The sequence below is a fragment of the Rothia sp. HMSC072B04 genome (genome assembly GCF_001813725.1).
GTDB classification, from domain to species: domain Bacteria; phylum Actinomycetota; class Actinomycetes; order Actinomycetales; family Micrococcaceae; genus Rothia; species Rothia mucilaginosa.
The window spans coordinates 1-12,686 of sequence record NZ_KV813799.1 but is presented as its reverse complement, the minus strand read 5'-3'; the positions used below and the strand labels follow the sequence as shown (position 1 = coordinate 12,686).

Genomic DNA, 12,686 nt, shown 5'->3' with positions numbered 1-12,686 from the left:
CCCCGCCGATGCGTGTGCATCGGCGGGCGAACTATATGCCGTGATTAGGCCGAGAGCTTTGCGCGGCCCTTACCGCGGCGGTTCGACAGAATCGCGCGGCCTGCACGGGTACGCATACGCAGACGGAAGCCGTGCTTCTTAGCGCGACGGCGGTTGTTCGGCTGGAAAGTACGCTTGCTCATACTTTGTCTCCTTGATTTTTGCGGTTCGTGCCCTCACGGGTATCGGAACCGTACGCTTCTTGGTGCACGGAGGTACCGCGACTATTCGCAGTAGGCGGTGCACACACAACAGCACAACTTTAGAAGAGTGGAGGGCGTAAATCAAGTTCTTGGGGTGTTTTTCCGCGTGATTCCGGGCTCGTTTGCGCCGTGGAGGTGGTGATTGCGGTGCATTTATGGGCTGTGGAGAAGCCCCTGATACAGAGGCTACAAACCTGGGGATATTTACAGTGGCACGATATCCACCGCGGTGCACAACAGTCTCTTACCCCCGCCCACCGAAGAGTTATCCACAACCCAGTATTCCTGAGACGTTCCGCAGAATATCAAGGAAGAACCCTCGCTATGCACTTAAATCCACCGCTTATCCACTTCTGTAATTACAAGTTTTCCACCGTGTGGAAAACTCTTGTGGATAACTTTCTCCCCCTGTGTATTAAGCGGGTAGAATCTTAATGACCTCGCGGTGGTTTCCGGCATGATTTCTTTACTGCACCACCGCTTCACATCGAGTGAAAGTAAAGAATTCCATGACCGACTCCCTTCAGGCGCGCTGGGCGCATCTGCTCTCCATTCTTGCCGCCGACCCGGCGGTGACGGCACGTCAGCGCGGTTTCGTGAATCTTGCGCAGCCTCAGGGACTGATGGGTTCTTCTCGCCTCATCATTGAGGTGCCGAATAAGCTCACCCGTGCGGTCTTTGAGGAGCAGATTAGCGCTTCGTTCCGTGCCGCTCTGCACGAGGCATTTGGCCCGTCGACTACCGCGCTTTTCGATGTGAATGAGTCGATGATTCCGGTTGAACCTGCAAGTCAGGATGTTTTCCATGGTGAGCGTGAGGTGCACGTTGAGCAGGCTCCTGCAGTCGCTCCAGCTGTTCCCGCACACCCCGAGGCGCCCGCCGGTTCGCGTGCTTTTGAGTACTACACCGAGCCGCATCCGGGCCCTGACCATTACGAGGTGCCCGCTGATGAGCAGGTCACTCGCCCCTCCCTGCAGGCTTTGGAGGCGGAGCGTGCCGGGTTCCCCTCCGCGCAGCAGCCCGCTCCGGCGGCTCCTGTCGCGGGTGCGCCGGCACCTCGCGAGTACCCGGCACCCACTTTCGTTCCGGAGGCCCCGGCGGTACCGGAGTCCCAGCAGGTGCATCCGCATGAAGACCCGGAAAATGCGCCGACTTGGGATAGCTCTGCCCGACTGAACCCGAACTACACCTTCGACACCTTCGTGATTGGTCAGTCCAACCGCTTTGCACACGCGAGCGCTTTCGCGGTGGCGGAGCAGCCCGGCATTGTCTACAACCCGCTGTTCATCTACGGCGGTTCGGGCCTGGGTAAGACCCACCTGCTGCACGCGATCGGCCACTACACCAAGTATCTGTACCCGAATTTGCGGGTGCGCTACGTGAATTCTGAGGAGTTCACGAATGACTTCATTAACTCGATCCGTGATGATGAGGGTTCGTCGTTCAAGCAGATTTACCGCAATGTTGACGTTCTTCTGATTGACGATATCCAGTTTTTAGCGGGTAAAGAGGCGACGATGGAGGAGTTCTTCCATACGTTTAACGCCCTGTACAACCACCAGAAGCAGATCGTGATTACCTCTGATTTGCCGCCGAAGCAGCTGACCGGTTTTGCTGAGCGTATGCGTTCGCGTTTTGGTTCGGGTCTGAATGTGGATGTGCAGCCTCCGGAGCTGGAGACCCGTATCGCGATTCTGCGGAAGAAAGCTCAGAACGAGATTCTGCCGGTGCGCGATGACGTCATGGAATACATTGCTTCCCATGTCACGGCGAATATTCGCGAGTTGGAGGGTGCTCTGATTCGTGCGAGCGCTGCCGCCTCGATGAAGAAGCCGCCGGAGCCCATTACCCTGGCTGAGGCTGAGACCTATCTGAAGGATTTGCTCTCTGATACCGGTGGTGCGGAGATTACATCGGCGCTGGTTTTGGCGACGGTGGCGAAGTATTTTGATGTGTCCATTGAGGATATGCAGTCGAAGTCTCGCACCCGTACGCTCACGAATGCGCGCCAGGTGGCGATGTATCTTCTGCGTGAGCTGACCGAGATGTCTCTGCCGCGTATTGGCAACGATCTGGGCGGCCGCGACCATACGACGGTGATGCACGCGGTGCGTAAGGTGAGCGCGCAGATGGCGGAGCGTCAGACGATTTTCAACCAGGTTACTGAGCTGACGAATTTGATCCGCCAGGAGCAGCGCGCCGCCGGCTAGAAGTGCTTTTGTCCCTGTCCCGTAGCTTATTTTGCGTCTTGACTAGGTGTTTTATAGGTTTCGGGGCGGGGATTTCGCGTTGGTTCCAAGGATTTTAGTGACTCGAAAAGCTGGATTTTCGGGGTGTGGATAAGCTGTGCTTTAACTCATGCGTTCGTGTGGACGTTAAGTGCATGAATATTCAAAAGGTGTGGAATCAAGGAAATGCATAAATATCCATACACAATGCATCCTCCGTGCAGGGTGGATTCTTCCACTTAATGTCCACAGGCTACTTCCGCGTCATTGCAGGCAAGGAAGGGGTTTTCCACCGTTTCCACAAGCGTTAACAATACTACTGTACTTAAAGAAAAAATCCTCCCCATAACAAATAGTTCTGCTCGACCGGCCGGCCTGGTTCAGGTTTTTCTGTATACCCCTGCTGAAAGCGTAGATTTTCGCGGATTTGGGTCGTTGCTGCATGCTCTCTCTTGGGTTGGGTTTAGAAAAGAAACCAACACTGAACCACTGCCTAGTTCGAACCTGTTTTCGAGTGGGTTTGCTACATCTTCCGCCTCTCTTTGTAATTACAAAAATACAGCGACCTCGCATGCCTCATCTCACCCGTTTTTTCGCTGCAGAACTGACCTTCGAGTCTCTGTGTAATTACAAAATCCGGTAGGATGGATAGACGCGCGCGCGGGAAGATGTACTGCGCACCAGAGCACGCGATATTTCCGGCTCTTTCGCCCATAAGCTTTACGTGCGCCCCAAAATGACTCTCCAATTCCGTGAAAGGCGCCTTCTCGATGAAATTCACCGTTGAACGCGATGTCCTTGCCGAAGCAGTCGGCTGGACGGCACGCTCACTTCCGCTGCGTCCCACCTCCCCCGTACTCAACGGTCTGCTGATTACCGCCTCCGCAGGTGAGGTCAGCATCGCAAGCTTCGATCACGAGACCAGCGCCCGCCAGGTCATCGCAGCTGACGTTGAATCAGAAGGCATTTGCCTGGTTCCCGGCAAGATTCTGGCTGAAATTTGCCGCTCCCTGCCGAACGCACCTGTCGAGTTCACCGCAGATGAGTCCGTGATTCGTATTCACTGCCGTTCCGCTAACTTCCAGCTGGCTGGCATGCCGGTCGTGGATTACCCCGAGCTTCCCGAACTGCCCGAAATTTCCGGTACCGTGGACGGCGCCGAATTCGCTGAGGCCGTCAAGCAGGTTCAGATTGCGGTGTCCAAGGACGAGACCCTGCCGCTGCTGACCGGTATCCGCGTGGAAATCAACGGTGACACCATGACCCTGCTCGCCACCGACCGCTACCGCCTGGCTATGCGCGAGATCAAGTGGAACCCGGTCAACCCCGAGGTTCAGGCGGCTGTGCTGCTGAAGGCTAAGACCGTCTCTGAGGTGGGTAGCACCCTCTCCGGTTCCGGCGATCTGTCTATTGCTCTGCCCGCAGCGGGTGAGCTGATCGGCTTCGCAGCGGGTACCCGCCGCACCACCAGCGTTCTGATGGACGGCGACTACCCCAACATCCGTGCGCTGTTCCCCGAACAGACCCCGATTCACGCGGTGGTTCGCACCTCCGACCTGGCTGAGGCTGCTCGCCGTATCTCCCTCGTGGCGGAACGCAACACTCCCCTGCGTCTGAAGTTCACTCAGGGTTCGGTTGCTATTGATGCCGGCCGCGGTGATGAGGCTCAGGCATCCGAGACTCTGCAGGCGCACCTGTCCGGTGATGACATCACCGTTGCGTACAACCCCGCCTACCTCTCGGATGGTTTGAAGGTTTTTGGTACCGAGTTCGTTCGTTTCTCCTTCACCGATGCGCCGAAGCCTGCCGTAATTTCCGGTCAGGATGAGCCTCTGGCTGAGGATGACCGCAACTACCGTTACCTGTTGATGCCGGTTCGCCTGCCGTCGAACTAGTTTCAGCGTCGCTACCCCGCACGTCTTTCGGTGCCCTATGCATCGTGGGTATGTGCGGGGTTGCGCTGTTTTTTCTGTGCTCATCCGTGCGGAAAACCACAGTATTTTGGCCTGCGCACTGTGCCCGCCAGCTGGCGCTGTGAACCCCTGCGACCCCGTATGTGAAACCCCGTGAAAGGAGCTGCTCCGGTGTATATTGACCATATTTCGTTGTTGGATTACCGTACCTACGCCCTGCTGAGCCTGCCTCTTTCGGCGGGAGTTACGGTGTTTCTGGGCTCTAATGGTGTGGGGAAAACCAATATTGTTGAGGCAATCGACTATGCGGCGTCGCTCTCTTCGCACCGTGTGAGCCATGACGGGCCGCTGGTTCGAGCGGGTGCTTCGCGCGCCTATATTCGCACCCGTACGGTGCGCGGTTCGCAGCAGACAGTGACCGAGTTTGAGATTGCTCCGGGGCAGAGTAATCGGGTGCGCATTAATCGTGCCGCGCCAGTGCGCGCCAAGGAGGCGCTGGGCATTGCCCGCACGGTGCTGTTTTCCCCGGAGGATCTGCAACTGGTGAAGGGAGACCCGGCGGGTCGTCGTCGTTTTGTGGACGATTTGGCACGCTCTTTGCGTCCGGTGGTTTCCGGGTACCGTAGCGAGTATGAGCGGATTTTGCGGCAGCGTAATTCGCTGCTGAAATCCATGCAGCGTAACGCGCGGGACGAGAACGCTTTGAGCACGCTCTCGGTATGGGATGAGCAGCTGTCGACTCTGGGCGCTCAGCTGCTTTCTGCGCGTTTTCGTCTGTTGCAGCGTTTTTTGCCGCAGCTTCGCCGCGCCTACGCGGGGCTGACGGACGGCTCTAAAGAGGTCGGTTTCAACTATGAGTCGACTGTTTTTTCGAGCATGGGCGAGCGCTCGATCGAGCATGCGGCGCTGATGCGCGTTGAGGACCTCAAGGAGGCTTTGATGCGTGGTTTTGCGGAGCGTCGACGCGATGAGATTGAGCGTGGCGTGACCCTAGTGGGTCCGCACCGTGAGGATATTACCCTGCTGCTCGGTGGTATGCCGGTGAAGTATTTTGCCTCGCACGGTGAGAGCTGGTCTTTTGCTCTGGCGCTGAAGTTGGCGTCCTGGTTTGTGCATGTTGAGGATGACTCCTCGGTGGGTTCTTCGCCGATTCTGATTCTTGATGATGTGTTTGCGGAGCTTGATTCTGCGCGCCGCCACCGCCTGGGCGCGATGGTTGCCGATGCGGAGCAGGTGCTGATTACCTGCGCGGTGCTCAGCGATATTCCGGAGGAGCTGGGCGACTACCGCCTGGTGTCGGTGACGGCGGGGCACGCCGAGTATGTGCAGCCTGCCGCTGGTCCTGCCACCGACTCTGTCACTGACTCTGCGGGGCAGTCGAACTCGACCGTTTCCGCGCTCGCGGAAGGTGGCGGCGATGAGTAACCCCGTCCGCCCTCAAAACCATGTTTCACGTGAAACATTCGATGAATTCGCGGAACCGCAGTTTGCGGAGCCTCAAAACCCGTACGAGGTTGACGGCGTGGGTGAGTTCTACCGTGACGAGGTGGACGCCCCCTCCGCCCTGCTGACCCGCATGCGCGTGGCAGCTCAAGAGCGCGGCGAGGCGCCCCTGAACGCCTTCTCGGCGAATAAAATCATGCGTGATTTTGGTGCGGTCATGTCTGGAACCGCCTCGAAGAAGAAATCGCGGCGAGCGCAGGGGTGGGACCCTCGCGTCATGGGTGGCTATAGCGGCCCCGGAGAGAGCTCTCGTGATCCCAAACCCCTTGGCGGCATCGTCAGCGCTCTGATCCGTTCTCGCGGCTGGAAAGAGCCCGTGGCGGTCTCTAGCGTGCTGGCCCGCTGGGCTGAGCTCGTGGGTCCTGAAATCGCGGCACACACCCGCCCCATCAGCTTCGAAAACTCCATTGTTGAAGTCCAGTGCGACTCTACCGCCTGGACGACTCAGCTGCGCCTGATGCACGGGCACCTCATCGAACTTTTCCGCCGCGAACTGGGTGATGGTGTCGTGGCTCAGGTCCGCGTTTTGGGTCCGAATAATGGTCGCTGGAATCAGCGAGGTTATCGGCGTGCCACCGGCATGCGCGGTGTGCGCGACACCTACGGGTAGCCTTCTGAGTGCCTCTGGTGCTCGTTCACCTTCTGAATGAACGGTGTTAGGTCAAAATAAGCCTTTTTCTGCACGCTATGAAAGCTTTAGAATCGCCGGCAACCCCCACGAAGTGGTGAACCGTATCCCCCTACCTCAAAAGGGGGTTGAGGCACTCTAAACCGCCTTTGCGGGCTTTTGAGCGGGTGGTAGTGCCCAAAAAAGCTCAATATGTGACGCTTGTAGATGGTTTTATGCTCTCTTGCTCGGTAAAATAAAAGAGACAATGCGTAAAGTGTGCCCACCTATGGGCACCACCGGCAACGCGGGTTGTGCAGGCACTTTCTTGTGCCCTCTGTGAGGCGTTCTAGGCTCCGCTCTTGGCTACCCGTAACTTTTCTTCGCCGGTTGCATCATCTACTCAAGGAGTTCTGCCTCGTGGCATCTGAACAGAATGCATCTGAACAGCAGCATGAATACGGTGCATCCGATATTACCGTGCTGGAAGGTCTGGAAGCGGTTCGCAAGCGCCCCGGCATGTACATTGGCTCGACCACTGAGCGCGGTCTGCACCACCTGGTCTACGAGGTCGTAGATAACTCGGTCGACGAAGCGCTCGCCGGCTACGCCTCCAAGATTGACGTGACCATCCAGGCTGATGGTGCTGTTCGCGTAGAGGATGACGGCCGCGGTATTCCCGTGGATGAGCACCCCACCGAGCACAAGTCCACCGTTGAGGTCGTTATGACCGTGTTGCACGCTGGCGGTAAGTTTGGCGGCGGCGGCTACTCTGTTTCTGGTGGTCTGCACGGTGTGGGTATCTCCGTGGTGAACGCGCTGTCTACCCGCGTGATTACCGAGGTGCACCGTCAGGGCTACGCATGGCATATTTCCTTCTCCAACGGTGGTGTGCCGGATGGCCCCCTGCGTAAGGGTGAGCCGTCCGATAAGACCGGCACTATCCAGACTTTCTACCCGGACCCCGAGATTTTCGAGACCGTCGAGTTCGACTTTGAGACTCTGCGCGCCCGTTTCCAGCAGATGGCGTTCCTGAACAAGGGCCTGACCATCACCCTGACCGATGAGCGCGAGAAGTTCGTCGGTGACGAGGTTGCTGAAGAGAGTGAGAAGAAGGAAAACATCCTCAACCGCGTGCACGCGAACGCTGAGGGTTTCACGACTGTCACCTACCGTTACGACAACGGCCTGTTCGACTACGTACACTTCCTCAACGCAGGCGCGAAGACCATCGTGAACGAGGAGATTGTCTCCTTTGAAGCCGAAGACACTGAGCGCAATATGAGCCTGGAAGTGGCGATGCAGTGGACTGGCGCCTACAAGGAGTCCGTCTACTCGTACGCGAACACGATTAACACCCACGAGGGCGGTACTCACGAAGAGGGTTTCCGTGCCGCTCTGACCTCGCTGGTGAACCGTTACGCGCGTGAGAACAAGCTGTTGCGCGATAAGGACGATAACCTCACCGGTGAAGACGTGCGTGAGGGCCTGACCGCGGTGATTTCGATTAAGATTTCCGAGCCGCAGTTCGAGGGTCAGACCAAGACCAAGCTGGGTAACTCGGAGGCTAAGTCCTTCACCCAGCGTGAGGTGAACGATCACCTCGGCGACTGGTTCGGTCGTAACCCCGCGGTGGCGAAGGATATCGTGCGCCGCGCGATCACCGCCGCTCAGGCGCGTATTGCAGCCCGTAAGGCACGCGAGACGACCCGCCGCAAGGGTCTGCTGGAGACCAGCTCCATGCCCGGTAAGCTCAAGGACTGCTCCTCGAAGGATCCGTCGATCTCTGAGATTTACCTGGTGGAGGGTGACTCTGCGGGTGGTTCGGCTGTTCAGGGTCGCAACCCGAACACTCAGGCTATTCTGCCGCTGCGCGGTAAGATCCTGAACGTTGAGCGCGCTCGCCTGGACCGTGCCCTGTCCAACGCTGAAATTCAGGCGATGATTACCGCTTTCGGTACCGGCATTGGTGACGACTTCGATATTGAGAAGGCACGCTACCACAAGATCGTTCTGATGGCGGATGCGGACGTCGATGGCCAGCATATTACGACTCTGCTGCTGACTTTGCTCTTCCGCTTTATGCGTCCGCTGATTGAGGCGGGTTATGTGTACCTGGCTCAGCCGCCGTTGTACCGCATCAAGTGGTCGAACGCTCCGCACGATTATGTGTACTCGGATGCTGAGCGTGATGAGGCGCTGGCTCGTGGTGCGGCGAAGAACCTGCGCCTGCCCAAGGATAACGGTATTCAGCGTTACAAGGGTCTGGGTGAGATGGACTACACCGAGCTGTGGGATACCACCATGGATCCGGCTCGCCGCACCCTGCTGCAGGTGAAGATGGAAGACGCCGCAGCGGCTGACCAGATCTTCTCTGTTCTGATGGGCGAGGATGTTGAAGCTCGCCGTGAGTTTATCCAGCAGAACGCAAAGGACATTCGATTCCTCGATATCTAGCCCGAAACGGCATATGCCCCGTATGGAATATGCCAAATGAGCTATATAGCCGAGCGAGTCATTGAGGAATGAGAAAGTAATGAGCGAAGAACAGCAGAATAAATCCACTGAGGTTGACGTCGTCAGCAACGGTGGCGCTGAAAGCGTAGACCACCACGGTCACATTGAACAGGTGGACCTGCAGACCGAAATGCAGCGTTCCTACCTGGACTACGCAATGGCGGTTATTATTGGCCGCGCCCTGCCGGATGTGCGTGACGGCCTCAAGCCCGTGCACCGCCGCGTGATCTACGCGATGTACGACGGCGGCTACCGCCCGGACCGATCCTTCAATAAGTGTGCCCGCGTGGTTGGCGACGTAATGGGTCAGTTCCACCCCCACGGCGATAGAGCTATCTACGACACTCTGGTGCGTCTGATTCAGAGCTGGATTATGCGTTACCCGCTGGCGCTGGGTCAGGGTAACTTCGGTTCTCCCGGTAACGACGGTGCCGCAGCACCTCGATACACCGAGACCAAGATGGCACCCATCGCCTTGGAGATGGTGCGCGACATCAACGAGGACACCGTTGATTTCCAGCCGAACTACGACGGCAAGTCCCTGGAGCCGACCGTTCTGCCCGCGCGCATCCCGAATCTGCTGGTTAACGGTTCTTCGGGTATTGCTGTGGGTATGGCGACCAATATTCCGCCGCACAACCTGCGTGAGGTTGCTGAGGGTGTGGAGTGGTTCCTGAAGAACCCGCACGCTACCAATGAGGAGCTGCTGAACGCTCTGATGGCTCGCATTACGGGCCCGGACTTCCCGACCGGTGCGCAGATTCTGGGCACCAAGGGCATCGAGGATGCGTACCGCACCGGCCGTGGTTCGATTACCATGCGTGCCGTGGTCAACGTCGAAGAAATCCACGGACGCACCTGCCTGGTCGTCACCGAGCTGCCCTACCAGGCAAACCCGGATAACCTGGCCATCAAGATTGCCGAGCTCATCAAGGACGGCAAGGTCACCGGTATCGCCGACCTGCGCGACGAGACTTCGGGTCGTACCGGTCAGCGCCTGGTGATTGTGCTCAAGCGTGATGCTTCCCCGAAGGTTGTGCTGAACAACCTGTACAAGCACACCCAGCTGCAGGAGAACTTCTCCGCGAACATGCTGGCCATCGTGGACGGCGTGCCCCGCACCCTGTCCCTGGACGCTTTCGTGCGCCACTGGGTCAACCACCAGCTGGATGTTATCGTCCGCCGTACCCGCTACCGTCTGCGCCAGGCGGAGGAAGAGGCGCACATCCTGCGCGGCCTGCTCAAGGCCCTGGATGCTCTGGATGAGGTTATTGCCCTGATTCGCCGCTCCCCCACCGCTGATGAGGCGCGTAGCGGCCTGATGGAGTTCCTGCAGATTGATGAGGCTCAGGCTCAGGCAATTCTGAATATGCAGCTGCGTCGTCTGGCTGCCCTGGAGCGTCAGAAGATTCAGGATCGCCACGATGAGCTGATGCGCATGATTGCTGAGTACAACGCGATTATTGCTTCGGAGACTCGCCAGCGCGAGATTATCTCTGAGGAGCTGGGCGAGATTGTGAACCGCTACGGCGATGAGCGTCGCACCCAGATTATGTACGGCTACAACGGCGACATGTCGATGGAAGACCTCATCCCCGAGGAGGAGGTCGTGGTGACGATTACTCGCGGCGGCTACATTAAGCGCACCCGCAGTGATCAGTACCGTAGCCAGCACCGCGGCGGTAAGGGCATTAAGGGTGCCTCCCTGCGCGGCGATGACGTGGTGGAGCACTTCTTTGTGACGACCACGCACAGCTGGATTCTGTTCTTCACGAACCTGGGCCGCGTGTACCGTGCGAAGGGTTACGAGCTGCAGGAAGCTGGCCGCGATGCGAAGGGTCAGCATATTGCGAACCTGCTGGAGTTCCAGGGCGGTGAGCATATTGCTCAGGTCATGGAGCTGAAGAGCTACGACGATGCTGAGTACCTGGTGCTTGCTACTCGCGGCGGTATGGTGAAGAAGAGCCGCCTGAGCGATTACGATACGAACCGTACTGCCGGCCTGATTGCGATTAACCTGCGTGAGGGCGATGAGGTTGTTTCGGCGTTCACTGTCTCGGCGAAGGACGATATTCTGCTGGTGTCGCGTAACGGTATGTCGTTGCGCTTCCACGCTGATGATGCGTCGCTGCGCCCGATGGGCCGTTCGACCTCGGGTGTGACCGGTATGAAGTTCCGTGACGGCGATGAGCTGATTTCTGCGAACGTGGTTACTGAGGGCTCCTTCGTCTTCGTGGTCACTGAGGGTGGTTACGCGAAGCGTACGAGCGTGGATGAGTACCGCGTGCAGGGCCGTAACGGTTTCGGTATTAAGGTTGCTAAGCTAGTTGAGGATCGTGGCGCCCTGGTGGGTGGCCTCATTGTGGACGAAGAGGACGAGGTGCTGGTGGTTATGGCCAGCGGCAAGGTCGTTCGTTCGAACGTGAATGAGGTTCCTGCGAAGGGACGCGATACTATGGGTGTTATCTTTGCAAAGCCCGGTAAGGGCGATTCTATTATTGGTGTTGCACGCAACCAGGATCGTCAGCTGGATGATAGCGACGATGAAACCACTGAGAACACCGAGGCTTCGGAGTCTTCTGAGGCGCCCGGTTCGGACAACGAGGGTGAAGCGGCGGCTGCCGATCTCACCGCTACTGGAGGTAACTAATGAGCAGCACTCCCGCGAGCTCCTCTCCTGCGTCGGCACAGCGTTCGGCGTCGGCTGGTGCATCTAAGTCTTCGGGTGCGGCTAAGGCTGGCGCGCGTCGCCCGGCTCAGGCACGTTCGGGCCAGGCCCGTCCTGGCGGTACCGCTAAGCGTCCTGCCGGTAAGCGCCCTGTGAATGCTAAGCGTCCTACTGGTTCGCGCCGTCAGCTGGTGCGTCCGGCGCCGCGTTCGAAGATTCGTCGTGCGCGTCTGGTGGTTCAGAAGGTTGATACGTGGTCGGTGGCTAAGCTGATCTTCCTGCTGTCTATTGCCCTGGGTATTGTGACCGTCGTGGCGTCGGTGATTCTGTGGCTGTTCCTGCAGGCTTCTGGCGCGTTTACCGGTGTGAACCAGCTGATTAGCTCTCTGGGTACCGGTTCGACCACTGTGGATATTTCGCAGATGATTTCGCTGGGTCAGGTTGCTTTGGTGACTACTATTTTTGCTGTGGTCAACACTGTGGTCTTTACTCTGCTGGGTATGATTGGCGCGATTCTGTACAACCTGGCTGCGAAGCTGGTTGGTGGCGTGACCTTGACTCTGAGCGATGAGTCCTAGTTTGTAGCTTTTTGAGCTTGTGTGCGGGCGGTGCCCCTCTGGATGGAGGTGGTGCCGCCCGTTCTGTACGCCTGGGAACCCTCGGTATTAAAATGTGATGCAGAACATGCTTTTTCGATTTGGTGTTACCATCAAACACCTGTATAGTTATATCTCGTTCTACGGAAGAAATTCCGCAGAAGGAGGGCGTATAGCTCAGACGGTTAGAGCGCTTCGCTGATAACGAAGAGGTCCCAAGTTCGATTCTTGGTACGCCCACTCCACACTATGAAAGGCAATAATGAAGAAATTATTGATTCTTGCTGTTCTTTCGTGTGTCACTGTGATGGTTCTGAAAAAGTACCAGAGCAATGAAGTCGTAAAGGCTTGGAAAAATAACTAAACAGTGGTTTCCGCTGAGACGGGGGCGTGGCGCAATTGGTAGCGCATC

General features: G+C 57.7%; 8 protein-coding genes and 1 tRNA gene. 8 read left to right on the top strand and 1 reads right to left on the bottom strand.

Going from position 1 to position 12,686, the window contains the following annotated elements:
* Positions 1 to 44: 44 nt before the first annotated feature.
* Positions 45 to 182 (bottom strand): 50S ribosomal protein L34, encoded by a 138-nt coding sequence (gene rpmH / locus HMPREF2928_RS03615; RefSeq protein ID WP_049332235.1) that lies wholly within the window; start codon positions 180 to 182, stop codon positions 45 to 47.
* A gap of 569 nt (positions 183 to 751) precedes the next feature.
* On the opposite strand from rpmH, the gene dnaA reads away from it, so the two are divergent.
* The 8 genes from dnaA (at position 752) to HMPREF2928_RS03570 (ending at position 12,514) form a co-directional block, all read left to right on the top strand.
* Positions 752 to 2,452 carry a chromosomal replication initiator protein DnaA gene (gene dnaA / locus HMPREF2928_RS03610; RefSeq protein ID WP_070633537.1) on the top strand — a complete coding sequence of 567 codons (1,701 nt, stop codon included), beginning with the start codon at positions 752 to 754 and terminating at the stop codon, positions 2,450 to 2,452.
* A gap of 788 nt (positions 2,453 to 3,240) precedes the next feature.
* Complete coding sequence (dnaN, locus tag HMPREF2928_RS03600; RefSeq protein ID WP_070678864.1) at positions 3,241 to 4,365, top strand: DNA polymerase III subunit beta; 1,125 nt, start codon at positions 3,241 to 3,243, stop codon at positions 4,363 to 4,365.
* A 189-nt stretch (positions 4,366 to 4,554) separates the two neighbouring features.
* A complete protein-coding gene (recF, locus tag HMPREF2928_RS03595) occupies positions 4,555 to 5,808 on the top strand; it encodes a DNA replication/repair protein RecF (RefSeq protein WP_049359179.1) in 1,254 nt (417 codons plus the stop codon).
* Positions 5,801 to 6,496 carry a DciA family protein gene (locus tag HMPREF2928_RS03590; RefSeq protein WP_049359183.1) on the top strand — a complete coding sequence of 232 codons (696 nt, stop codon included), beginning with the start codon at positions 5,801 to 5,803 and terminating at the stop codon, positions 6,494 to 6,496. The genes recF and HMPREF2928_RS03590 overlap by 8 nt, the downstream gene beginning before the upstream one ends.
* Before the next feature lie 417 nt (positions 6,497 to 6,913).
* Positions 6,914 to 8,950 carry a DNA topoisomerase (ATP-hydrolyzing) subunit B gene (gene gyrB, locus HMPREF2928_RS03585; protein WP_070633545.1) on the top strand — a complete coding sequence of 679 codons (2,037 nt, stop codon included), beginning with the start codon at positions 6,914 to 6,916 and terminating at the stop codon, positions 8,948 to 8,950.
* Positions 8,951 to 9,029: 79 nt separating this feature from the next.
* Positions 9,030 to 11,660: a DNA gyrase subunit A gene (gene gyrA / locus HMPREF2928_RS03580; protein ID WP_070687392.1), complete on the top strand. Its 2,631-nt coding sequence runs from the start codon at positions 9,030 to 9,032 to the stop codon at positions 11,658 to 11,660.
* The gene (locus tag HMPREF2928_RS03575) at positions 11,660 to 12,256 is read left to right on the top strand and encodes a DUF3566 domain-containing protein (RefSeq protein ID WP_005508012.1); all 597 of its coding nucleotides are present in this window, start codon (positions 11,660 to 11,662) and stop codon (positions 12,254 to 12,256) included. Before gyrA ends, HMPREF2928_RS03575 begins: the two co-directional genes overlap by 1 nt.
* Before the next feature lie 184 nt (positions 12,257 to 12,440).
* Positions 12,441 to 12,514: transfer RNA gene (locus HMPREF2928_RS03570), tRNA-Ile, on the top strand.
* The last annotated feature ends 172 nt before the right edge of the window (positions 12,515 to 12,686 follow it).

What these genes read in the sequence shown, in the direction of transcription:
- rpmH (WP_049332235.1), bottom strand. Translation starts at nt 182, where the DNA reads ATGAGCAAGCGTACTTTCCAGCCGAACAACCGCCGTCGCGCTAAGAAG.
- dnaA (WP_070633537.1), top strand. Translation starts at nt 752, where the DNA reads ATGACCGACTCCCTTCAGGCGCGCTGGGCGCATCTGCTCTCCATTCTT.
- dnaN (WP_070678864.1), top strand. Translation starts at nt 3,241, where the DNA reads ATGAAATTCACCGTTGAACGCGATGTCCTTGCCGAAGCAGTCGGCTGG.
- HMPREF2928_RS03590 (WP_049359183.1), top strand. Translation starts at nt 5,801, where the DNA reads ATGAGTAACCCCGTCCGCCCTCAAAACCATGTTTCACGTGAAACATTC.
- gyrA (WP_070687392.1), top strand. Translation starts at nt 9,030, where the DNA reads ATGAGCGAAGAACAGCAGAATAAATCCACTGAGGTTGACGTCGTCAGC.
- HMPREF2928_RS03575 (WP_005508012.1), top strand. Translation starts at nt 11,660, where the DNA reads ATGAGCAGCACTCCCGCGAGCTCCTCTCCTGCGTCGGCACAGCGTTCG.